This is a genomic window from Pseudomonas mohnii, from assembly GCF_900105115.1.
GTDB lineage: Bacteria > Pseudomonadota > Gammaproteobacteria > Pseudomonadales > Pseudomonadaceae > Aquipseudomonas > Aquipseudomonas mohnii.
Window position 1 is genome coordinate 6,000,089 of sequence record NZ_FNRV01000001.1, and the last position, 21,737, is coordinate 6,021,825.

At 61.7% G+C, this 21,737-nt stretch carries 22 protein-coding genes; 11 read left to right on the forward strand and 11 right to left on the reverse strand.

Annotated features, from left to right (window positions below; translation table 11 throughout):
- The first annotated feature begins 5 nt into the window (after positions 1-5).
- The 11 genes from BLV61_RS28045 (at position 6) to BLV61_RS28100 (ending at position 12,130) form a co-directional block, all read left to right on the forward strand.
- The gene (locus BLV61_RS28045; protein WP_090468833.1) at positions 6-773 is read left to right on the forward strand and encodes a quinoprotein dehydrogenase-associated SoxYZ-like carrier; all 768 of its coding nucleotides are present in this window, start codon (positions 6-8) and stop codon (positions 771-773) included.
- Between the two features lie 16 nt (positions 774-789).
- A complete protein-coding gene (locus BLV61_RS28050; protein WP_090468834.1) occupies positions 790-1,728 on the forward strand; it encodes a quinoprotein relay system zinc metallohydrolase 1 in 939 nt (312 codons plus the stop codon).
- A gap of 264 nt (positions 1,729-1,992) precedes the next feature.
- Positions 1,993-3,768, forward strand: a complete 1,776-nt coding sequence (locus BLV61_RS28060) for a PQQ-dependent methanol/ethanol family dehydrogenase (protein WP_047528200.1) — start codon at positions 1,993-1,995, stop codon at positions 3,766-3,768.
- A gap of 238 nt (positions 3,769-4,006) precedes the next feature.
- Positions 4,007-5,527: an acetaldehyde dehydrogenase ExaC gene (exaC, locus tag BLV61_RS28065; RefSeq protein ID WP_090468837.1), complete on the forward strand. Its 1,521-nt coding sequence runs from the start codon at positions 4,007-4,009 to the stop codon at positions 5,525-5,527.
- A gap of 258 nt (positions 5,528-5,785) precedes the next feature.
- On the forward strand, positions 5,786-5,857 hold the full coding sequence (pqqA, locus tag BLV61_RS28070) for a pyrroloquinoline quinone precursor peptide PqqA (RefSeq protein ID WP_003253598.1): 72 nt from the start codon (positions 5,786-5,788) through the stop codon (positions 5,855-5,857).
- Between the two features lie 56 nt (positions 5,858-5,913).
- On the forward strand, positions 5,914-6,828 hold the full coding sequence (gene pqqB / locus BLV61_RS28075; protein ID WP_090468839.1) for a pyrroloquinoline quinone biosynthesis protein PqqB: 915 nt from the start codon (positions 5,914-5,916) through the stop codon (positions 6,826-6,828).
- A 50-nt stretch (positions 6,829-6,878) separates the two neighbouring features.
- A complete protein-coding gene (gene pqqC, locus BLV61_RS28080) occupies positions 6,879-7,631 on the forward strand; it encodes a pyrroloquinoline-quinone synthase PqqC (protein WP_090468841.1) in 753 nt (250 codons plus the stop codon).
- Complete coding sequence (gene pqqD, locus BLV61_RS28085) at positions 7,628-7,900, forward strand: pyrroloquinoline quinone biosynthesis peptide chaperone PqqD (protein WP_090468842.1); 273 nt, start codon at positions 7,628-7,630, stop codon at positions 7,898-7,900. The genes pqqC and pqqD overlap by 4 nt, the downstream gene beginning before the upstream one ends.
- Positions 7,878-9,020, forward strand: coding sequence for a pyrroloquinoline quinone biosynthesis protein PqqE (pqqE, locus tag BLV61_RS28090; RefSeq protein ID WP_047528206.1), 1,143 nt, complete (start codon positions 7,878-7,880; stop codon positions 9,018-9,020). Before pqqD ends, pqqE begins: the two co-directional genes overlap by 23 nt.
- Positions 9,021-9,255: 235 nt before the next feature.
- Positions 9,256-10,419 carry an alcohol dehydrogenase-like regulatory protein ErcA gene (gene ercA, locus BLV61_RS28095; protein WP_090468843.1) on the forward strand — a complete coding sequence of 388 codons (1,164 nt, stop codon included), beginning with the start codon at positions 9,256-9,258 and terminating at the stop codon, positions 10,417-10,419.
- Positions 10,403-12,130, forward strand: coding sequence for a PAS domain-containing hybrid sensor histidine kinase/response regulator (locus tag BLV61_RS28100; protein WP_047528209.1), 1,728 nt, complete (start codon positions 10,403-10,405; stop codon positions 12,128-12,130). The genes ercA and BLV61_RS28100 overlap by 17 nt, the downstream gene beginning before the upstream one ends.
- On the opposite strand, the gene BLV61_RS28105 is transcribed toward BLV61_RS28100, so the two are convergent.
- The 11 genes from BLV61_RS28105 to copC form a co-directional block, all read right to left on the reverse strand.
- Positions 12,127-12,996 (reverse strand): aldose 1-epimerase, encoded by an 870-nt coding sequence (locus tag BLV61_RS28105; RefSeq protein WP_090468845.1) that lies wholly within the window; start codon positions 12,994-12,996, stop codon positions 12,127-12,129. The genes BLV61_RS28100 and BLV61_RS28105 overlap by 4 nt on opposite strands.
- Positions 12,997-13,073: 77 nt before the next feature.
- Positions 13,074-14,354, reverse strand: a complete 1,281-nt coding sequence (locus tag BLV61_RS28110) for a TRAP transporter large permease (protein WP_090468847.1) — start codon at positions 14,352-14,354, stop codon at positions 13,074-13,076.
- Positions 14,355-14,882, reverse strand: coding sequence for a TRAP transporter small permease (locus BLV61_RS28115; protein WP_090468849.1), 528 nt, complete (start codon positions 14,880-14,882; stop codon positions 14,355-14,357).
- A gap of 79 nt (positions 14,883-14,961) precedes the next feature.
- Entirely contained in the window at positions 14,962-15,945 is a 984-nt protein-coding gene (locus BLV61_RS28120) for a TRAP transporter substrate-binding protein (RefSeq protein WP_047528217.1), read from the reverse strand.
- Between the two features lie 66 nt (positions 15,946-16,011).
- Entirely contained in the window at positions 16,012-16,899 is an 888-nt protein-coding gene (locus BLV61_RS28125; RefSeq protein ID WP_090468851.1) for an SMP-30/gluconolactonase/LRE family protein, read from the reverse strand.
- 55 nt (positions 16,900-16,954) lie between these two features.
- Complete coding sequence (locus tag BLV61_RS28130; RefSeq protein WP_047528221.1) at positions 16,955-17,779, reverse strand: NAD-dependent epimerase/dehydratase family protein; 825 nt, start codon at positions 17,777-17,779, stop codon at positions 16,955-16,957.
- A gap of 205 nt (positions 17,780-17,984) precedes the next feature.
- Complete coding sequence (locus tag BLV61_RS28135; protein ID WP_090468854.1) at positions 17,985-19,280, reverse strand: OprD family porin; 1,296 nt, start codon at positions 19,278-19,280, stop codon at positions 17,985-17,987.
- Between the two features lie 127 nt (positions 19,281-19,407).
- Complete coding sequence (locus tag BLV61_RS28140) at positions 19,408-19,836, reverse strand: hypothetical protein (protein WP_139213655.1); 429 nt, start codon at positions 19,834-19,836, stop codon at positions 19,408-19,410.
- Positions 19,820-20,203, reverse strand: a complete 384-nt coding sequence (locus BLV61_RS28145; RefSeq protein WP_090468859.1) for a hypothetical protein — start codon at positions 20,201-20,203, stop codon at positions 19,820-19,822. Before BLV61_RS28145 ends, BLV61_RS28140 begins: the two co-directional genes overlap by 17 nt.
- Positions 20,204-20,488: 285 nt before the next feature.
- A complete protein-coding gene (copD, locus tag BLV61_RS28150; protein ID WP_090468861.1) occupies positions 20,489-21,346 on the reverse strand; it encodes a copper homeostasis membrane protein CopD in 858 nt (285 codons plus the stop codon).
- A gap of 3 nt (positions 21,347-21,349) precedes the next feature.
- The gene (copC, locus tag BLV61_RS28155) at positions 21,350-21,715 is read right to left on the reverse strand and encodes a copper homeostasis periplasmic binding protein CopC (protein WP_090468863.1); all 366 of its coding nucleotides are present in this window, start codon (positions 21,713-21,715) and stop codon (positions 21,350-21,352) included.
- Between the last annotated feature and the right edge of the window lie 22 nt (positions 21,716-21,737).

Sequence of the window (21,737 nt, forward strand, 5' to 3'; positions counted from 1 at the left end):
GGGCAATGACCTGGCGAGCGAGTTGTCTGTTGGCCTGCTGTTTGAGCCTGGGCCAGGCCGCACAGGCTGCCGGGATTGAATCGGGCAAGGACCCGGTGCCGTCGGTCATGTGGTCGTTCTATCACAAGCAAATGCTGGGCGACGCGCCGTTCGTGTTCGATGAACGGGTCAAGCTGCTGGCACCGCCCTTTGCCGAGGACGCCCGACAAGTGCCCGTGGAAATCGACGCCCGGGCGTTCAAGGGCGAGGTGGTGCGAATACTCGCCTGGGCCGAACTCAACCCTTTACCGAAAATCGTCGACTTCGAGCCGGTGTCCGGTGTGTTGCCGTGGCTGTCGGTGCGTATTCGCGTTGAACAGGCGACCCCGTTGCGCGCCGCGGTGCTGACCCGCGACGGGCTGTGGCATGTCGGTTCGACCCTGATCGACGCAGCGGGCGGAGGCTGTACCGCGCCCAGTGTGGTGCGTACCCAGCCAGGCTGGGAGGAACACATAGGCGAAGTACTGGGCGGTCGTTATCCACGGGGTGATTTCAGCCGCTTGCGATTGCAGGTGGCCCACCCGATGGACAACGGCATGGTCAGCGGCATTCCGGAGTTTTTCATCAACCATGCCGAACTACGGGACTCGAACAATCAAGTAATGGCCCGCCTGGAACTGTTTCCCGCGGTCAGTGAAAACCCCAACCTGGCCTTTGATATTGAAGGGGCAGGGCAGACGCGCCTGGTGTTGCGCGACAACAGCGGCAATGAATTCGATGCGTCGATACCCTGACCCCAAGGAGCGCGTCATGCGCTGGATGCTGTTGTTGTTCATGAGCCTGAGCCTGCCGGCCATGGCCGATCTCGACTATGCGCTCAAGCCCCGGCAGATCGCCGAAGACACCTGGCTGCTGGAAGGCAGCACGGACAATTTCGCCACGGCCAACGGCGGCAACATCGTCAATACCGCGTTCATCGTCACCGAACGTGGCGTGGTGGTGATCGATACCGGGCCATCGAAGCGCTACGGCGAAGCCATGCACCGGGCGATTGCCGCCGTCACGGATAAACCGGTGATCGAGGTGCTGCTGACGCACCATCACCCGGACCACGTGCTGGGCAACCAGGCGTTCACCGATGTGCCGATCGGTGCGCTGGCCGGCACCACCGAACTGTTGCATCAACAGGGTGATGCCATGGCGCAAAACATGTATCGGCTGGTGGGTGACTGGATGCGCGGCACCGAGGTGGTGTTGCCGACCCGGACGCTGACCGCCGGCGTGCAACGTTTTGGGAACCACGATCTGCAGCTGCTGAGCCTGGGTGGGCATACGGGTGCGGATCTGGCTATTCTCGACCAGAAAACCGGTGTGCTATTTGCCGGGGATCTGGTGTTTTATCAACGGGCGCTGACCACGCCCAACAGTCCGGGGTTATCGGTGTGGCTGGCGGACATCGCCACCCTGCAAGCGTTGCCCTGGACGCTGATCGTGCCCGGCCACGGGCCGGTGGCCAGCGATCCACAGCCTTTCGAGCAGATGCGCGATTACCTGAGCTGGCTCGACCAGTTGATGCGCGACGGCGCCGCCCAGGGCAGCGACATGGCCGAGATGATCCGCAGCCCCATTCCCGAACGTTTCGCCGGGATCAGCCTGAGCCGCTATGAACTCATCCGCAGCGTCAGCCACCTGTACCCGCGCTATGAGCGCACGCAAATGAAGCGCGTCGATTCCGCCACGCAGCAATGATCAACGCCCCTTTGTAGGAGCGAGCCTGCTCGCGATGGTGGTCAACGATTACGCTGGAAACCTGACACCCCGCGGCGTTCTCAGGTTTATCGCGAGCAGGCTCGCTCCTACACGGGAAGTGCGCCATCTCCACACCCAACCCCCTACCAAGGAACTAGAAATCTCCACACAGCGGGTCATTGTTGTAAGGGCGGCGGCGCCCAAGAATCTGCATCACACCGGGAAAATTTCCCGGGCATAACAAAAACCGCAGAGGTAGCCGTCATGACTCAACCCGCACGTCGCCAGCCCTTCGTCTTGAGCCTGTTGCTCAGTGCCATGCTGTTATCCGGCCAGGCATTGGCCGGCGTCACCGATCAAGACATTCTCCAGGACCCCAAGAACCCTGAGCAGATCGTCACCAACGGCCTGGGCGTTCAGGGTCAGCGCTATAGCCCGCTGGATATCCTCAACGTCGGCAACGTGAAGGAGTTGCGGCCAGTCTGGGCCTTCTCCTTCGGCGGTGAAAAGCAGCGCGGTCAGCAAGCACAGCCGATGATCAAGGACGGCGTGATGTACATGACCGGCTCCTACTCGCGGGTCTTCGCCGTGGATGCGCGCACCGGCAAGAAACTCTGGCAATACGATGCGCGCCTGCCAGATGACATCCGTCCCTGCTGCGACGTGATCAACCGTGGGGTGGCGTTGTATGGCGACCTGGTGATCTTCGGCACCCTCGACGCCAAGCTCGTGGCGCTGAACAAGGACACCGGCAAGGTGGTCTGGAGCAAAAAAGTTGCTGACCACAAAGAAGGCTACTCGATCAGTGCCGCGCCACTGGTGATCAACGGCAAATTGATCACAGGCGTGGCCGGTGGCGAATTCGGCGTGGTGGGCAAGATCGAAGCCTATGACCCGAAAAACGGCGACCTGCTGTGGACCCGTCCCACCGTTGAAGGCCACATGGGCTACGTCTACAAGGACGGCAAGGCTGTGGAGAACGGTATCTCCGGCGGCGAGGCCGGCAAGACCTGGCCGGGCGACCTCTGGAAAACCGGCGGTGCAGCACCCTGGCTGGGCGGCTACTACGACCCTGAAACCAATCTGCTGCTGTTCGGCACCGGTAACCCGGCGCCGTGGAACTCGCACCTGCGCCCTGGCGACAACCTTTACTCCTCGTCGCGCCTGGCGCTCAACCCGGACGACGGCACCATCAAATGGCACTTCCAGAGCACGCCCCACGACGGCTGGGACTACGACGGCGTGAACGAACTGGTGTCGTTCAACTACACCGAGGGTGGCAAGGAAATCAAAGCGGCGGCGACCGCCGACCGTAACGGCTTCTTCTACGTGCTGGATCGTACCAACGGCAAATTCATCCGCGGCTTCCCGTTCGTGGACAAAATCACCTGGGCCACCGGGCTCGATAAGGACGGCCGGCCGATCTACAACGAAGCCAGTCGTCCTGGCGCACCGGGCACCGAAGCCAAGGGCAGTTCAGTGTTCGTGGCACCGGCCTTCCTCGGCGCGAAAAACTGGATGCCGATGGCGTACAACCGCGACACCGGTCTGTTCTATGTGCCGTCCAATGAATGGGGCATGGACATCTGGAACGAAGGCATCGCCTACAAGAAAGGCGCGGCGTTCCTCGGCGCCGGATTCACCATCAAGCCATTGAATGAAGACTACATCGGCGTGCTGCGGGCGATCGATCCGAAAACCGGCAAGGAAGTCTGGCGCCACAAGAACTACGCGCCGCTGTGGGGCGGGGTACTGACCACCAAGGGCAACCTGGTGTTCACCGGTACGCCGGAAGGGTTCCTGCAAGCGTTCAATGCCAAGACCGGCGAGAAAGTCTGGGAGTTCCAGACCGGTTCCGGCGTGCTGGGCTCGCCCGTGACCTGGGAAATGGACGGCGAACAGTACGTCTCGGTCCTCTCGGGTTGGGGCGGCGCCGTACCGCTGTGGGGTGGCGAGGTGGCCAAGCGCGTCAAGGACTTCAACCAGGGCGGCATGCTCTGGACCTTCAAGCTGCCGAAGGATCTGGTGGCCAAGCACTGATTGCGAATCCACCGCATAACCCCTGTAGGAGCGAGCTTGCTCGCGATGGTCGTCAACGATAACGCTGGATTCCTGATATCCCGCGGTGCTCTCAGGTTTTTCGCGAGCAGGCTCGCTCCTACGACCAAATAACGAGAGCCCCCCCTGCCAACGGCGCATTCGTCTGGCGCGCGGGGCTCTCTAGTATCGGTTCATCGCCTGTTGGTTCGACAGGCATCGACCCAGACAGAGGCCCACCATGATCTACGCGAAACCCGGAACACCAGGCTCAGTCGTTTCCTTCAAACCACGCTACGGCAACTTCATAGGCGGCGAGTTCGTCGCGCCGGTCAATGGCGAGTACTTCACCAATACCTCGCCGGTCAACGGTGAAGTGATTGCCGAGTTTCCGCGCTCCAGCGCCGCCGACATCGACAAGGCCCTCGACGCGGCCCATGCCGCCGCCGACGCCTGGGGCAAGACCTCGGCCCAGGACCGCTCCCTGGTGCTGTTGAAAATCGCCGATCGCATTGAGCAAAACCTGGAAATCCTCGCCGTCACCGAAACCTGGGACAACGGCAAGGCCGTGCGCGAAACCCTCAACGCCGACGTGCCGCTGGCCGCCGACCATTTCCGTTACTTCGCCGGTTGCATCCGCGCTCAGGAAGGCGGTGCCGCCGAGATCAACGAGCTGACCACCGCTTATCACTTCCACGAGCCATTGGGCGTGGTCGGGCAGATCATTCCGTGGAACTTTCCGCTGCTGATGGCGGCCTGGAAACTCGCCCCGGCCCTGGCTGCCGGCAACTGCATCGTGCTCAAGCCGGCCGAACAGACGCCGCTGTCGATCATGGTGTTTGCCGAGCTGATCGCCGATCTGCTGCCGCCGGGCGTGCTGAACATCGTCCAGGGTTTCGGCCGTGAAGCCGGCGAGGCCCTGGCCACCAGCAAGCGCATCGCCAAGATCGCCTTCACCGGGTCGACTCCGATCGGCGCGCACATCATGCATTGCGCCGCCGAAAACATCATTCCAAGCACCGTGGAACTGGGCGGCAAGTCGCCGAACATCTTCTTCGAAGACATCATGAACGCCGAGCCTGCGTTCATCGAAAAAGCCGCCGAAGGCCTGGTACTGGCGTTCTTCAACCAGGGCGAAGTGTGCACCTGTCCTTCCCGGGCGCTGGTGCAGGAGTCGATCTACGAACCGTTCATGGCCGAAGTCATGAAGAAAATCGTCAAGATCAAGCGCGGCAATCCGCTGGACACCGACACCATGGTCGGCGCCCAGGCGTCGGAGCAGCAATACGACAAGATCCTCTCGTACCTGACCATCGCCCAGGAAGAGGGTGCCGAACTGCTCACCGGTGGCGCGGCCGAACGTCTTCAGGGTGACTTGTCCAGCGGCTATTACATCCAGCCGACGCTGCTCAAGGGCACGAACAACATGCGCGTGTTCCAGGAAGAAATCTTCGGTCCGGTGGTAGGCATCACCACCTTCAAGGACGAAGCCGAAGCCCTGGCCATCGCCAACGACACCGAGTTCGGCCTGGGCGCCGGCCTCTGGACCCGCGACATCAACCGCGCTTACCGCATGGGCCGGGCGATCAAGGCCGGGCGTGTATGGACCAACTGCTACCACCTGTACCCGGCGCACGCCGCGTTCGGTGGCTACAAGAAGTCCGGCGTCGGCCGGGAGAACCACAAGATGATGCTCGACCATTATCAGCAGACCAAAAACCTGCTGGTGAGCTACGACATCAACCCGCTGGGGTTCTTCTAACCTCGTAATAACACCACCGAAACCTGTGGGAGCGGGCTTGCCCGCGATGGGGCCGGTACATTCAACATCAATGTTGACTGTCCGACCGCTATCGCGGGCAAGCCCGCTCCCACAGGTCCGATGGTATTGCTGAAAATCTCGTCACCCCCCCCTACCAAATCCCCCCCAAACCTCCTTCGAAAGTAGCATTCGGGCGCCCGGCGCCCCGTGCATTAATGGTTCTACCGGAATCGCCCGGCACAACAAGAGGATTGACCCATGTGGACTAAACCCGCGTTTACCGACCTGCGCATTGGCTTCGAAGTGACGATGTACTTCGCCAACCGTTGATGGTTCACCCGGCCAGCCAGGGTGTTGGCCGGGCCTGCCTTTAGGGAGCATTGCCCATGCACATCCGCGTTCTCGGTTCCGCCGCCGGTGGTGGCTTTCCGCAATGGAACTGCAACTGCCGGCAATGCGCCGGTATGCGCAATGGCAGCCTGCGCGCGCAACGGCGTACCCAGTCATCGATTGCCCTGAGCGACGACGGCGTGGCGTGGGTGCTGTGCAATGCTTCACCGGACATCCGTGCGCAACTCGAGAGTTTCGCGCCGTTGCAACCGGCTCGTCGCCTGCGCGACACCGCCATTGCTGGCGTGGTGCTGATGGACAGCCAGATCGACCATTGCACCGGCCTGCTGAGCCTGCGTGAAGGCTGCCCGCATGACGTCTGGTGCACCGAACGGGTTCATCAGGACCTGAGCACGGGTTTCCCGTTGTTCAACATGCTTGCCCATTGGAACGGCGGGTTGCACTGGCAACCCCTTGGCCTGGATCGCCAGCCATTCAGCATCCCGGCCTGCGCGCATTTGCAGTTCCGGGCGATTCCCCTGGTGAGCAACGCGCCACCGTATTCACCCAATCGCGGCAACCCGCAGCCAGGCGACACCATCGGCCTGTTCATTGAAGACCTGCGCAGCGGTGCGTCGCTGTTCTACGCGCCAGGCCTGGGGCAAATTGACGAAGAGGTGCTGGGCTGGATGCAGCGCGCCGATTGCCTGATGGTGGACGGCACCCTGTGGCGCGACGATGAAATGCGCGTGTGTGAAGTCGGCCAGAGCCTGGGCAGCGACATGGGGCATCTGTCGCAAAGCGGGCCCGGCGGCATGCTCGAAGTGCTGGAAGGCTTCCCCCGTCAGCGCAAGGTGCTGATTCACATCAACAACACCAATCCGATCCTCGATGAAGACTCGGCCGAACGGGCGCTGCTGGAGCGGCGGGGCATCGAAGTGGCGTATGACGGCATGAGCATTGAGCTGTAGCCGACGATGTGGCCAGACCAGACACCGCAGGGCTTCCAGGAGAAACCGCAATGACTGATGCAGCAATGACCCCCGGCGAATTCGAGCAAGCCCTGCGTGCCAAAGGCGCCTATTACCACATCCATCACCCGTTCCACCAAGCCATGTACGCCGGGCGCTCCACGCGTGAGCAGATCCAGGGCTGGGTTGCCAATCGCTTTTACTATCAGGTGAACATCCCGTTGAAGGATGCCGCGATTCTGGCCAACTGCCCGGACCGCGACGTGCGCCGGGAATGGCTGCAACGCATCATCGATCATGACGGCGCACCCGGCAGCGAGGGTGGCATCGAGGCCTGGTTGCGTCTGGGCGAGGCGGTGGGGCTTGAGCGTGAACGGATTCTGTCCCAGGAACTGGTGTTGCCCGGTGTGCGGTTTGCCGTGGACGCCTACGTCAATTTTGCCCGTCGTGCCTGCTGGCAGGAAGCGGCCAGCAGCTCGCTGACCGAGCTGTTCGCGCCACAGATCCATCAATCGCGACTCGATGCCTGGCCAACCCATTACCCGTGGATCGATGTCGCCGGCTATGACTATTTCCGCACCCGCCTGAGCCAGGCCCGACGCGATGTCGAGCACGGTTTGCGCATCACCCTGGCGTATTACACCACCGCCGAGGCGCAGCAGCGCATGCTGGACATTCTCCAGTTCAAGCTCGACGTGCTGTGGAGCATGCTCGATGCCATGAGCATGGCCTATGAACTGGAGCGTCCGCCGTACCACACCGTGACCCGCGACAACGTCTGGCACCGGGGGATAGCCCTGTGAGCCCGATCCGTCGCGACCAGACCTTGTCCTTGCGCCGGGGGTTTCGCCTGCAATGGGAACCCCGCCAGGACTGCCACGTGCTGCTGTACCCCGAAGGCATGATCAAGCTCAACGCCAGCGCCGGGCAGATCCTTGAACGGCTGGACGGCCAGCGCAGCGTGGCCACGATCATCGATCAATTGACCGCGAGTTTCCCCGGTGTGCCGGGGATCGACGAGGATGTGTTGGCGTTTCTGGAGGTGGCCCATGCGCAGTTCTGGATCGAGTGACGCGCTACCGGGGCCGCCGCTGTGGCTGCTGGCGGAACTGACGTATCGCTGTCCCTTGCAATGCCCTTATTGCTCCAATCCTCTGGACTTCGCCGGGCAAGGCGAGGAGTTGAGCACCGAAGAATGGATTCGGGTGTTCCGCGAGGCGCGGGAAATGGGCGCCGCCCAATTGGGTTTTTCCGGTGGCGAGCCACTGGTTCGCCAGGACCTGGCCGAGCTGATCAAGGCCGCCCGGGACATGGGGTACTACACCAACCTGATCACCTCGGGCATCGGCCTGACCGAACAGAAAGTGCGTGACTTCAAGGTTGCCGGGCTCGATCACATCCAGATCAGCTTCCAGGCCGCCGACGAAGCGGTGAACAACCTGCTCGCCGGTTCGCGCAAGGCCTTCGCGCAGAAACTGGCCATGGCCCGGGCGGTAAAAGCCCAGGGCTATCCGATGGTGCTGAACTTCGTCACCCATCGGCACAACATCGACCGCATCGAACAGATCATTGACCTGTGCCTGGAGCTGGAAGCGGATTTCGTCGAATTGGCCACGTGCCAGTTCTATGGCTGGGCCGAGCTCAACCGCGTCGGGCTGTTGCCGACGCGCGAGCAATTGCAGCGAGCCGAGCGCATCACCAACGAGTATCGCGAACGTCTCGAGGCCCAGGGGCACCCGTGCAAGTTGATCTTCGTCACCCCGGACTATTACGAAGAGCGGCCCAAGACCTGCATGAACGGCTGGGCCAACCTGTTTCTCGACATCACCCCGGACGGCACGGCCTTGCCTTGTCACAGTGCCCGGCAGTTGCCGGTGCCGTTTCCCAACGTGCGCGAACACAGCATCGAGCACATCTGGAACCACTCGTTCGGCTTCAATCGTTTTCGCGGCGATGACTGGATGAAGGAGCCGTGCCGCTCCTGCGATGAGAAGCACAAGGACCTGGGCGGCTGTCGTTGTCAGGCCTTCATGCTGACGGGCGATGCCGCCAACGCCGACCCCGTGTGCAGTAAGTCGCCCCATCACGGGGTCATCCTCAAGGCGCGGGAGGAGGCCGAGGCGCCGGGGCTGGGCATGGAACACCTGACCTTGCGCAACGAGAAGGCTTCGCGGCTGATCTATCGCGGCTGATTGGCTGTAGGAGCGAGCCTGCTCGCGATGGTGTATCAGTAAAAGGCGCGGCGACTGACACTCCATCGCGAGCAGGCTCGCTCCTACAGGGGCATTGGTTGACGCGAAAATCCAGGTACACACCCAACCCCCCATCAGGATCTGCAGTGAATCCGGCCATTGGTCTGATTGCATTCGCAGCTGGATGCTTTAGTGTGAGCGCTACCTTTCAAAACAATAAAAAACAGGCTTTCCAATGAGCCAGAATCTCAGCCAGCTGCGTAAATTCGTTTCGCCTGAAATCATCTTTGGTGCCGGTTGCCGGCACAACGTCGGCAACTATGCCAAGACCTTTGGCGCCCGCAAGGTCCTGGTGGTCAGCGATCCCGGGGTGATTGCCGCCGGTTGGGTGGCCGATGTCGAGGCCAGCCTGCAAGCCCTGGGCATCGAATACTGCCTGTACAGCGCGGTGTCGCCCAACCCGCGTGTCGAAGAAGTGATGCTCGGTGCCGAGATGTACCGGGAAAATCACTGCGATGTGATCGTCGCCGTCGGCGGTGGCAGCCCGATGGATTGCGGCAAAGGCATCGGCATTGTCGTCGCCCACGGTCGCAGCATTCTCGAGTTCGAGGGCGTGGACACCATCCGCGTGCCCAGCCCGCCGCTGATCCTGATTCCGACCACCGCCGGCACGTCGGCGGATGTTTCGCAATTCGTGATCATTTCCAACCAGCAGGAGCGCATGAAGTTCTCCATCGTCAGCAAGGCCGTGGTGCCCGACGTTTCGCTGATCGACCCGGAAACCACCCTGAGCATGGACCCGTTCCTGTCGGCCTGTACCGGCATCGACGCGCTGGTGCATGCCATCGAAGCCTTCGTGTCCACCGGGCACGGGCCGTTGACCGATCCCCATGCGCTGGAAGCCATGCGCCTGATCAATGGCAACCTGGTGCAAATGATCGCCAACCCGACGGACATCGCGCTGCGCGAGAAAATCATGCTGGGCAGCATGCAGGCCGGGCTGGCCTTCTCCAATGCGATCCTGGGCGCGGTGCATGCCATGTCCCACAGCCTGGGCGGCTTTCTCGATCTGCCCCACGGCTTGTGCAACGCGGTGTTGGTGGAGCACGTCGTCGCGTTCAACTACAACTCGGCACCGGAACGTTTCAAGGTGATTGCCGAGACCTTCGGCATCGACTGCCGTGGCCTCAATCACCGGCAGATCTGCGGGCGACTGGTGGAGCACCTGATCGCGTTGAAACACGCCATCGGTTTCCACGAAACCCTCGGGTTGCACGGGGTCAGCTCCGCGGACATTCCGTTCCTGTCGCAACACGCGATGGACGATCCGTGCATCCTGACCAACCCGCGCGAATCCAGTCAGCGTGACGTCGAGGTCGTGTATGGCGAAGCCCTCTGACGAGCAACAACGGGCGCTGGCCGGGCTGCTGGGGTTAGGCAGCCATTCGGCGCGCAAGAGCCATTACCCCGAGCTGGCCGCGCGCCTGGACGAGCTGGAAGCCGAGCGCAACCGCTACAAATGGCTGTTCGAAAACGCGGTCCAAGGGATTTTCCAGGCCAGCCTGCAAGACGGCATGCGTGCGGCCAACCCGGCACTGGCGCGCATGCTCGGTTATCAGGACCCGCAGGAAGTCCTGTTTTCCCTGACCGATCTGGCCAGCCACCTGTTTTCCGGTGGCGTGGCGGAGCTGCAAAGCATTGGTGAAATCCTCAGGCAGCAACGCAGCCTGCACGGTTACGAAACCCGTTTGCGGCGCAAGGACGGCAGCCACCTCGATGTGCTCATGAACCTGCTGCTCAAGCCCGATCAGGAAGGCCTGGTGGAAGGTTTTGTCGCCGACATCACCGAACGCAAACTGGCCCAGCAGCGCCTGCAACAACTCAACGACGAACTGGAACAACGGGTCAGTGCGCGCACCGATGAACTGCTGGAAGCCAACCGCAACCTGCAGCAGCAGATCACCCAGCGTCAGCAGATCGCGCAGGCCTTGCGCGATGCCCGTGATGCCGCCGAGGCGGCCAATCGCAGCAAGGACAAATACCTCGCCGCTGCCAGTCATGATTTGCTGCAACCTTTGAACGCTGCGCGCTTGCTGATCTCGACCCTGCGCGAGCGCAAGCTGCCGGAGGTCGAGCAGGTGCTGGTCGAACGCACCCACCAGGCACTGGAAGGCGCCGAAGACCTGCTGACCGACTTGCTCGACATTTCCCGGCTCGATCAGTCGGCGGTCAAGCCCGACGTCGCCGTCTACCGCCTCGACGAACTGCTCGGGCCGCTGGTGTCGGAATTTCAGTCGGTCGCCGAGGCCGCGGGGTTGAATCTGCGTGTGCACATGGGCCATTACGCCATCAGTACCGACTTGCGCCTGATGACACGGATCCTGCGCAATTTCCTCAGCAATGCCTGCCGCTATACCGACGAAGGCTGCATCCTGCTGGGAGCCAGGCGCCGGGGTGAGATGCTGCGCCTGGAAGTCTGGGACACCGGGCGCGGCATCGCTGCGGATCGGCTCGATTCGATTTTCCTCGAGTTCAACCAGTTGGACGTTGGCCGCGCCGCCGACCGCAAGGGGGTGGGCCTGGGGCTGGCCATCGTCGAACGCATCGCCAAGATCCTCGGCTACAAGATCGGCGTGCATTCGCTGCCGGGGCGCGGCTCGATGTTCAGCATCGATGTACCGATTTCCGCGGAAATGCCGTTGCCTGTCAGCCTGGCCGCGCCGCAGCCCGGGACGGGCAATCCGCTGCCGGGCCGGCGTTTGCTGGTGCTCGACAATGAAGTGAGCATTCTGCAAAGCATGAGCGCGTTGCTCGGGCAGTGGGGCTGCGACGTTGTCACCGCCACCGACGAAGCCTCGGCGATCGATGCCTTGCGCGGGCAGGCACCGGAATTGATCCTGGCGGACTATCACCTCGATCACGCGGTGGTCGGTTGTGATGTGGTCCGGCATCTGCGCGAACATTTTCATCAGACCATCCCCGCCGTGATCATCACCGCCGACCGAACCGATCAGTGTCGGCGTGCGTTGCAACGCCTGAATGCGCCGTTACTCAACAAACCGGTGAAGCCCGGCAAGCTGCGTGCGGTGTTGAGTCAACTGCTGGGTTAGAGCGCTCGATAGTGCAGGGTGAAACCGAGTTCGGTGGATTGTCCTTGTTCGAGTAAACGCAGCCCCGGCCGACCGGGCAGGTGGTGGGCGTTGACCGGGTGGCTGACCGGCTCGATGCAGAAAAAATCCAGGCCTGGCGGGCAATAGAGCAGGTAGTAATCGCTGCCGCTGGCCTGGCACTCCAGTTCATAGCCCAGGTCCGGTTGCTGAATCAGGCAATGGCCGTCCCATTCGCAGAAGCCATTGTCGACCAGCGTTTCCGGCAACGCCCCGGGGTGCTGGAAATCCCATTCGGCAGGCAACTCGCCAAGCCGTGTCGGCAATTTTGTCGCGTCGCAAAACCACACCTGGCGCGCTGCCGCCTGCAATCGGGTATGGGGGGTTCGCGGCAAGTACGGGTGCAATCCCAGGCCATGCCAGGCTGCGCGTTCGGCCAGATGGGTGACGCTCAGTTCGATGCTCAGCTTGCCTTCGCTCAAATGGAAGCGCTGGCGAGCGCGATAGGCGAAGGGCGTGCTGCTGTCGAGTTGCAGGACCGCTTCATTTGCTGTCAGGGACACCACTTGCCACGCCTGCTGCCACGCACTGCCATGAATCGGCAGGGGATCGGTGAGGCTGTTGGGTGACAGCGACTGCCAGCCATCCGGGCAATCGAAGCCGCCCTCGGCGATGCGGTTTGACCAGGGCGCCAACGGAAAACAGGCGAGTTTGCCGGGCAGGTCGGTGTTCAGCGCGTGGGCGTCGGTATGGCGCAACAAGGGCTGGCCGGTATCGCGCACGGTCCAGTTGACGATGCTCCCGCCCAGTTCAGGGGCGAGGGTGAGGCGGGTGAATTCGTCTTCGAGTTCGAGGGTTGCTGACGTCATGGCCTTCTCTGCTGGTTGATGAGCTGTTGTGGCGAGGGCGCAAGTGCCCTCGCCACAAAGCGTTTTGCGAGTCTTCGTTACAGCACCAGATGCGGCAACCACAGTGACAGCGCGGGAATGTAAGTCACGGCGATCAGCACCAGGAACAGCACGCCGTAGAACGGCAACAGCGCTTTGACGGTTGATTCGATACTGACCTTGCCCACGGCCGACCCCACAAAGAGTACCGCGCCCACGGGCGGTGTGATCAAGCCGATGCCCAGGTTGACCAGCATGATCATGCCGAACTGCACCGGGTCTACGCCAATACCCAGAATCACCGGCATCAGAATCGGCGTGAGGATCAGGATCAGCGGCGCCATGTCCATCACCGTGCCGAGCAATAGCAGCATGACGTTGATGCACATCAGGATCACGTAACGGTTATCCGACAGCGTGAGGAACATCGTGGTGATCTTCGCCGGGATCTGCATCAGGGTCATGATGTAGCCGAAGCTGGCGGCGAAGCCGATCAGGATCATCACGATCGAGATCGTCCGCACCGTGCGGTGCATCAGTTTCGGCAGTTCACTCCATTTGTAGTCGCGGTAGATGAACATGGTCACGAAGAACGACCACAGCACCGCAATCGCCGCCGACTCGGTGGCGGTGAAAATCCCCGACAGAATGCCGCCGAGAATGATCACCATGGCCATCAGGCCCCACAGCGCTTCACCGCAGATCTTCAGCGCTTCGCGCATCGGAATGACTTCGCCCTTGGGGTAGTCACGCTTCTTGGCGAAGATCAGGCACAGCACCATCAGGCACGCGCTCATCAGCAGGCCGGGCACCACGCCGGCCATGAACAGCGAGGCAATCGACACCGTGCCGCCAGCGGCCAGTGAATAGAGCACCGAGTTGTGGCTCGGCGGGGTCAGCAGCGCTTGCACCGAGCCGCTGACGGTGACCGCCGTGGCGAACTCCCGTGGATAACCGCGACGTTCCATTTCGGGAATCAGCACCGAGCCGACCGAGGCGGTGTCCGCTACCGAAGAGCCGGAGATCGCCCCGAAGAAGGTCGAGGCCATGATGTTGACCAGCGACAGACCGCCACGGACAAACCCCACCAGCACCCCGGCAAACGCCACCAGCCGCCGGGACATGCCGCCTTCGGCCATGATCGCGCCCGCCAGAACGAAGAACGGAATCGCCAGCAGGGAGAATTTGTTCACGCCGCCGGCGACCTGAATCATCAAGGCCTGGAACGGAATATCAATCCACCATGCGCCGATCAGGGCCGAAAGCCCCAGGGCGTAGGCCACCGGCATGCCGATCAGGATCAAGGCGATAAAACTGCCCAGCAGAATCAATGCGTCCATTCAGGCAGCCCCTTCGTTTTCTTCAACCAGGTCGAAGCGCACGACCCGCCGATTGCTCTGGTCACCGAGCAGGAGTTTTTCCAGCACAAAGATCAACGTCAGCACACCGCCAATCGGGATCGGCATGTAAGTAATGCCGACACGCAGGGTCGGCAGGGCGCTCATGAACTGGTTCCAGGTCGACAGGCACAGCTTGGTCCCCCAGATCGCCATGAACAGGCTGATGGTCGCCATCAGCAATTGCGCAAACACGCTCATGGCTTTGCGCAGGTTCGGTGGCAGGCGATCAGTGAGCATCGCCACCGCCATGTGGGAGCCGGAACGATAGCTGGCGGCGGCGCCAATGAAGGTGAACACCATCATCAGCAAAATGGCGGTGGGCTCCGGCCAACTGGAACCGGTGCCAAGGACGTAGCGGGCAAACACGCCCCAGGGAATGATCAGGGCAATGGCCAGCACGGACAGGCCCGCGATCCAGATACAGGTCATGTAAATCCTGTCGTTGATGCGCAGCAGTAGATTCTTCATCGGGTTTCACCGTAACCGGGCGCGCACTGACAGACACCCCTGTCAGTGGCGCCGGGCCTTTCTTGAATGCAGGGAGGGATTACTGAACGGCTTCGATGCGCTTGATCAGGTCGGCATAGGGCGCGCCGTATTTCTCGCGGATCGAGGCGGTGGCCTCATAGAAAGGTTTCTTGTCGACGGTGATGAATTCGACGCCCGCCGCCTTGAGCTTCTCTTCGCTGCTGGCCGATTTGGCGTCCCACAGGACGCGCTCCTGTGCCTGCGCGGCCTTGGCGGTTTTCTTCACCAGTGCCTGTTGCTCGGGCGTCAGCTTTTCCCAGGTGATTTTCGACATCACGATCGGTTCTGGCAGGATCAGGTGCCCGGTCAGGCTGTAGAACCTGGCGTTCTGGTAGTGATTGTGTTCGAGCAGGGTCGGCGGGTTATTTTCCGCGCCGTCGATCACCCCGGTCTGCAACGCACTGAAGATTTCACCGGTGTCCATGGCAATGCCGTTACCGCCCATGGCATTGATGGTTTCGATGAACATCGGGTTGCCTTGCACGCGGATCTTCATGCCCTTGAGGTCTTCCAGGCTGCGCACCGGTTTCTTGGTGTAGAGGTTGCGCGTGCCGCCGTCCATCCAGGCCAGGGCGACCAGGCCGAACTCGGAGTCGGTGATTTTGGCGAGGATCGCGTCGCCGACTTCGCCATCGATGACCTTGCGCATGTGCGCCTGGTCGCGGAACACGAACGGCATGTTGAACACGTTCACGTCCGGCACCACCGGCCCGACGATGCCGAGGCTGACCCGGGCCATCTGGATGGCGCCGACCTGGGCTTGTTCGATCACTTCTTTTTCCGAACCGAGCACACCACCGGCAAACATCTTGAAGGTCAGTTTGCCGTCGCTGTCGGCCACCAGGGTTTTACCCAGTTGTTCCTCGGCCACTACGGTCGGGTAGCCGGCGGGGTGAATGTCGGCGAATTTGATTTCCAGCGCATGGGCGGCGCTGCTGAGGGAGAAGGCGAGGGCTGCGGTGAAGGGGAGTGCAGCGGCGAGCAAGGTGCGTTTGAAGTCCATTGGGGGTGTCTCCTGTTTTATTGTTTTTGTGTTCAAGGCACAGCGTTGCAGCACGAGCGGTTGCGGTCAGACGTTGAAAAGTGGCTCCGGCAAACCCTTTACGCCGGGGTTGAGGGCGAACACGCCACCGGCCAGTGACTGATCGTCGTGGTCGTCTGCGGGGCGGATCGAAGTGACGAACAAGGTGTCCAGGCGGCTGCCACCGAAGGCACACATGCTCGGTTTTTTCACCGGTACGGCGAGGGAACGGTCCAGGCGTCCGTCCGGGGTAAAGCGGTGAATCAGCCCGGCGTCGTTGGCACAGATCCAGTAGCCACCCTCGGCATCGACCGCGGCACCATCGGGGCGCCCGGCATAGTGATTCATGTCGACGAACAGCCGGCGATTGCTCGGCGTGCCACTGTCGATGTCGTAGTCAAAGGCCCAGATCTGCTGGACGGCGGGGTGGGAGTCGGACAGGTACATCGTGCGACCGTCCGGACTGAAGCCCAGGCCGTTGGGCACGATGAGGCCGCTCAGTTGGGCATCGACCGGTCCGCGTTGTCCGGCGCTGTAGCGGTACAGCCTGCCCTCGGCGGCGTTGGCACCCATGTCGAGCACCATGCTGCCGACCCAGAAACGCCCCTGACGGTCACAGCGACCATCGTTGAGGCGCATGTCGGGGCGGCTGTGATCGATGCCGGCCAGGGGCTCGCTGTCGAGGCTGCCGTCGTTGTGCGGGCGCAGCTGGAAGAAGCCGCTCTCCATGCCGGCGACCCAGCTGCCGTCAGCGTGACGGGCAATGCACGCGAGCATTTCCGGGGTTTTCCACGCCGACACCTGGCCGGTGTCGGCGCTCCAGCGCTGCAGGCCGCCGGCCGGGATATCGACCCAGTACAGGGCATTTTCTTCACCGACCCACACCGGGCATTCGCCCACCGCGTTGCGGGCATCGACAATCAGTTCAGCTGGCATGGCAACTCATTCCCTTGGTTTTTGTTGTGGGGATCAAGCGGTAAGCACTGGCGGTTCAGTCGCCGAACGGGCCGGCCACGCAGAAGGCGCCACCCTGGTAGATCCGCGTCGGATCATCGGCGGCTGGAAGCGGCTGTGCTTCGACCTTTTCGCGGAACACTTCGGAGCTGTCGTTCGGCGCATAGCCCAAGACCGTGGCGTAACGGTTGTCCCACCAGACGTTCTTGTTGTCGGACGCACCATAGACCACGGTGTGGCCGACGTTCGGGGTGTACAACGCTCGTTCGAGCAGTTGGGTCAGGTCGCCGAAGCTCAGCCAGGTGCTCATCATCCGGCGGTTTTGCGGTTCCGGGAACGAAGAGCCAATGCGCACGCTGACGGTCTCGATGCCATAGCGATCGAAGTAGAAAGTGGCCATGTCTTCGCCGTAGGACTTGGACAAGCCGTAGTAACTGTCCGGGCGACGAGGGGAGTGGGCGTCGATGACTTCATCTTGCTGGTAGAAGCCGATCACGTGGTTGGAACTGGCGAAGATCACGCGCTTCACGCCATGACGGCGCGCGGCTTCGTAGATGTGAAAGACGCCGCAGATGTTGGCGCCGAGGATCTCTTCGAACGAACGCTCGGTGGACACGCCGCCAAAGTGCAGGATCGCGTCCACGCCTTCGACCAGTTGATGCACGGCTTGCTTGTCGGCCAGATCGCACGGCACGACTTCTTCACGGTCGTCGATGGCTGGCGCGATGTCGGCGATGTCCGACAGGCGAATCACATTGGCGTAGGGGCGCAGTGTTTCGCGAAGGACCTTGCCCAAGCCACCGGCGGCACCGGTCAGCAGCAGGCGATTGAAAGGGGCGCGGGCAGTGGGAGTGGTGGTCATGGGGCGTCCTGGACAAGCAGTGGTGGTCATTGAATTTGTTGTAGGTTGTCGTACGACTAGCAAGAGTATCGTAAGGCTTTCCGTTTCTTGTCAACGTGTCTTGCGTCGAATTTGACGAAGGGTGGGGTCATCTTTCGATGGCAAGTTACACCTGTGGCGAGGGAGCAAGCTCCCTTGCCACAAGACCGGTATCAGCCGATCCGTTTTACAACAACGAAATCGGATAGCTGATGAAGAGGCGGTTTTCGTCGAACTCGTTGGTGCTGAAGTTTTTGCGGATGCTTGCGTTACGCCATTTGACGTTGAGGTTTTTCAACGGGCCGCTCTGCACCGTGTAGGCCAGTTCCGATTCACGGCCCCATTCCTTGCCGTCGGTGATGGTCCCGGTGTGCACGTTATCGCCACTGATGTAGCGGTTCATCAGGGTCAGGCCCGGCACGCCCAGGGCCACGAAGTTGTAGTCGTGACGCACTTGCCAGGATTTTTCCTTGGCATTGTCATAGCTGGAGTTGTAACTGTCGTTGGCCAGGGTGCCGCCGCTGGTGCCGTTGACGCGCATCCACACATCATCGCCCGTGAGCTTTTGCAGGCCGACATAGAAGGTGTTGCCGCCGTACTTGGCCGAGAGCAGGGCGAACGCGGTTTTGTTATCGAGGTCGCCGGCCAGGGCGCTGCCGTCTTCCTTGCCGATGAAGTAGCCGAGGTTGGCGCCGAGGGTCCAGTCGCCAATGGGTTGGCTGTGGCTCAGGTTGAAGTATTGCTGTTGATAGATGTCGCTGAGTTCCGCGTACCACACGCCGATCTGGGTGCGTTTGTCGTTGAAGGCATATTCACCGCCGCCGAAGTTGAAACGGTCCGACGTGAACGCCGCTTTACCGTTCATGAACATGTCTTCCATGCTCGCATCGTTGCGCGGGCTGTTCTGCCGGAACTGCCCGCCGTAGAGGGTCAGGCCGCTGATTTCGGTGGAGGTGACCTGACCACCACGGAAGGTTTGCGGCAGGGAACGACCGTCGTCCGAGCGCAGGATCGGCAGCACCGGCATCCATTCACCGACCTTGACTTCGGTCTTCGAGATCTTGCCCTTGAGCGCCACGCCCAGACGGCCGAAGTTGTCGGCCGGGCGGCCGTCGCTGTGGATCGGCAGCAGCTGCGTACCACCGGTGCCCTTGCCGCCATCGAGCTTCTGCGAATACAGACCCAACACATCCACACCGAAGCCGACCGGGCCCTGGGTGAAACCGGATCTGGCGTCGAGGATGAAGTTCTGTGTCCACTCCTCAGCCTTGCCCTGGGGGTAGGCCGGGTTGGTGAAGTTGCGGTTGAAGTAAGCGTTGCGCAGGTTCAGCGTGGCTTTGGCGTCATCGGTGAAACCTTCGGCGTGACTGGTCATGGGCAGGGCGATGGCCAGGCTGCTGCAACCGATCAGGCTCAGGGCATGACGGCGAACGAAGTGTGGGCGTGGGGCACGGGGGGACGGATTGCGGGCGGGCTTGCTCACTGTAACGCTCCATTTCTTTTTTGTTTTTATAGTTGTTATACGTCGTCGTACAACATTGGAGCGATTATTTACGTGGCGTTTCTGTGTTGTCAATCAGAAGTTGTACGATGACCTCGGCTGCAAATGCTCATGTGGGAGCCTGCTCGCGAAAAACGCGCGGGCAATGCGGGGTGTTCAGATACCCCGCGTTATCGTTGACGTCCATCGCGAGCAGGCTCGCTCCCACAAAGATTTGCGTGGAACCTGTAGGAGCGAGCCTGCTCGCGAAAAACGCGCGGACAATGTGGGCATCCAGACAGCCCGCGTTATCGTTGTCGTCCATCGCGAGCAGGCTCGCTCCTACAAAGATTTGCGTGGAACCTGTAGGAGCGAGCCCGCTCGCGAAAAACGTGCGGACAATGCGGGCATTCAGACAGCCCGCGTTATCGTTGACGTCCATCGCGAGCAGGCTCGCTCCCACAAAGATTTGCGTGGAACCTGTAGGAGCGAGCCCGCTCGCGAAAAACGCGCGGGCAATGCGGGTATTCAGACAGCCCGCGTTATCGTTGACGTCCATCGCGAGCAGGCTCGCTCCCACAAAGATTTGCGTGGAACCTGTAGGAGCGAGCCTGCTCGCGAAAAACGCGCGGACAATGCGGGGTGTTCAGATACCCCGCGTTATCGTTGACGACCATCGCGAGCAGGCTCGCTCCCACAAAGATTTGCGTGGAACCTGTAGGAGCGAGCTTGCTCGCGAAAAACGCGAGGACAATGCGGGCATTCAGACAGCCCGCGTTATCGTTGACGTCCATCGCGACGGTGCGACGATTCGACAGGCTCGCTCCCACAAAGATTTGCGTGGAACCTGTAGGAGCGAGCCCGCTCGCGAAAAACGCGCGGACAATGCGGGTATTCAGACAGCCCGCGTTATCGTTGACGTCCATCGCGAGCAGGCTCGCTCCTACAAAGATTTGCGTGGAACCTGTAGGAGCGAGCCCGCTCGCGAAAAACGCCAGGACAACGCGGGCATTCAGACCGGCCCGCGTTATCGTTGGCGAGCATCGCGAGCAGGCTCGCTCCCACAAGAATCTGCGTGGACCCTGTAGGAGCGAGCCCGCTCGCGAAAAACGTGCGGACAATGCGGGCATTCAGACAGCCCGCGTTATCGTTGACGTCCATCGCGACGGTGCGACGATTCGACAGGCTCGCTCCCACAGGCGATTGGGTTGTCAGCCAGCAATCATTGGCGGCATGGTGCCCAGCAACGACACCGCCGCCACCGCGCCGATGCCCAGCAACCATTCGGCGATCACGCTTTTACGCAATGCCGACAGGCGCTGTTCGCAGTCCTTGATCCGCAGCCGGTTGAACAACGCCAGGCCGAGCATCGTGGCGATCAGCATGACCTTGATCAACAGGATCAGGGCAAACCCGGACAGCAAGGGCGTCGGCCAGAAGGCGCCGGTCAGGACCCGTACGTTGATCAGACCGGTGATCAGCAATCCCGCCACCACGATGTAACCGACGCCACTGAATCGCTGCAACAGCGCCCGGATGTCATGCCCGGCAGGGCGGCGCAGGATCATCACCAGCAGCATCAGGCCGCCGAGCCAGATGCCGACGCAGGCCAGGTGCACCAGTTGATTGAGCATCAGCCATCGGCCTTCGACGCCATCGAGCATGGCGCCGTGGCCGACCGGCGCCAGGGTTGCCAGTAGCGAACCGCCGAGGATGAGGCGCAAGGGCAGGTGGGTGCGCAGCGGCGTCAGCAGCAAGGCCAGCAGCAATCCGTTGAACAGCAGGTGCCAGCTCCAGACCTGGCCAAAGAAGGTGCTGCCCAGCACCAGGCGCAAGGTCGAGGGTTCGAGCGCCGCGTCCCAGGCGCCGGCCATGCTGGCGGTGATCAGCAGCAGCCAACATACGCCGCTGACCAGCGCCAGTGCCGCCAGCCAACGGCTGATGCGTGTCAACGTCCGGTCCAGGGTGCTCTCACGGCCCAGCAACAGAGGCTTGTATACCCAGGCACCGAACAGCATCAGTACCACGGTGAAATGCAGGAAGCGGCACAGCACCAACGCGCTCGCCATGTATTACTGGCCCACCTTGAAGCTGTAGGCGCCTTCGCTTTTATGGGTATCGACCGACACGGCGTGCCATTCGACTTTATAGGCACCTGCGCTCAACGGCGCAGCCGGTGTCACCACCAGGGTCTTTTTGTCACTGCCCTCGGTGGCCAGGCTTTTCACCGCAACGCTGGCCCCGTCCTTGCTGATCGTGACTGTGGTGAAGGCCGCTTCAACGCCTTCGGAAAACACCAGGCGCAATTCCGTCGGCGCGCTCACGGTGCTGTCGGCGGCGGGTGTCTCACTTTTCAGATGGGCGTGGGCGAACACCGCCGAGGTGGCCAGCAGGGAGCCGAGCAGGGCGGCGGTGGAGAGGGTTTTTTTGAGCAGCATGGTCGGGTTCCTGTCAGGCCGT

What these genes read in the sequence shown, in the direction of transcription:
- BLV61_RS28045 (WP_090468833.1), top strand. Translation starts at nt 6, where the DNA reads ATGACCTGGCGAGCGAGTTGTCTGTTGGCCTGCTGTTTGAGCCTGGGC.
- BLV61_RS28050 (WP_090468834.1), top strand. Translation starts at nt 790, where the DNA reads ATGCGCTGGATGCTGTTGTTGTTCATGAGCCTGAGCCTGCCGGCCATG.
- BLV61_RS28060 (WP_047528200.1), top strand. Translation starts at nt 1,993, where the DNA reads ATGACTCAACCCGCACGTCGCCAGCCCTTCGTCTTGAGCCTGTTGCTC.
- exaC (WP_090468837.1), top strand. Translation starts at nt 4,007, where the DNA reads ATGATCTACGCGAAACCCGGAACACCAGGCTCAGTCGTTTCCTTCAAA.
- pqqB (WP_090468839.1), top strand. Translation starts at nt 5,914, where the DNA reads ATGCACATCCGCGTTCTCGGTTCCGCCGCCGGTGGTGGCTTTCCGCAA.
- pqqC (WP_090468841.1), top strand. Translation starts at nt 6,879, where the DNA reads ATGACTGATGCAGCAATGACCCCCGGCGAATTCGAGCAAGCCCTGCGT.
- pqqE (WP_047528206.1), top strand. Translation starts at nt 7,878, where the DNA reads ATGCGCAGTTCTGGATCGAGTGACGCGCTACCGGGGCCGCCGCTGTGG.
- ercA (WP_090468843.1), top strand. Translation starts at nt 9,256, where the DNA reads ATGAGCCAGAATCTCAGCCAGCTGCGTAAATTCGTTTCGCCTGAAATC.
- BLV61_RS28100 (WP_047528209.1), top strand. Translation starts at nt 10,403, where the DNA reads ATGGCGAAGCCCTCTGACGAGCAACAACGGGCGCTGGCCGGGCTGCTG.
- BLV61_RS28105 (WP_090468845.1), bottom strand. Translation starts at nt 12,996, where the DNA reads ATGACGTCAGCAACCCTCGAACTCGAAGACGAATTCACCCGCCTCACC.
- BLV61_RS28110 (WP_090468847.1), bottom strand. Translation starts at nt 14,354, where the DNA reads ATGGACGCATTGATTCTGCTGGGCAGTTTTATCGCCTTGATCCTGATC.
- BLV61_RS28115 (WP_090468849.1), bottom strand. Translation starts at nt 14,882, where the DNA reads ATGAAGAATCTACTGCTGCGCATCAACGACAGGATTTACATGACCTGT.
- BLV61_RS28120 (WP_047528217.1), bottom strand. Translation starts at nt 15,945, where the DNA reads ATGGACTTCAAACGCACCTTGCTCGCCGCTGCACTCCCCTTCACCGCA.
- BLV61_RS28125 (WP_090468851.1), bottom strand. Translation starts at nt 16,899, where the DNA reads ATGCCAGCTGAACTGATTGTCGATGCCCGCAACGCGGTGGGCGAATGC.
- BLV61_RS28130 (WP_047528221.1), bottom strand. Translation starts at nt 17,779, where the DNA reads ATGACCACCACTCCCACTGCCCGCGCCCCTTTCAATCGCCTGCTGCTG.
- BLV61_RS28140 (WP_139213655.1), bottom strand. Translation starts at nt 19,836, where the DNA reads ATGGACGTCAACGATAACGCGGGCTGTCTGAATACCCGCATTGCCCGC.
- BLV61_RS28145 (WP_090468859.1), bottom strand. Translation starts at nt 20,203, where the DNA reads ATGGACGTCAACGATAACGCGGGCTGTCTGAATACCCGCATTGTCCGC.
- copD (WP_090468861.1), bottom strand. Translation starts at nt 21,346, where the DNA reads ATGGCGAGCGCGTTGGTGCTGTGCCGCTTCCTGCATTTCACCGTGGTA.
- copC (WP_090468863.1), bottom strand. Translation starts at nt 21,715, where the DNA reads ATGCTGCTCAAAAAAACCCTCTCCACCGCCGCCCTGCTCGGCTCCCTG.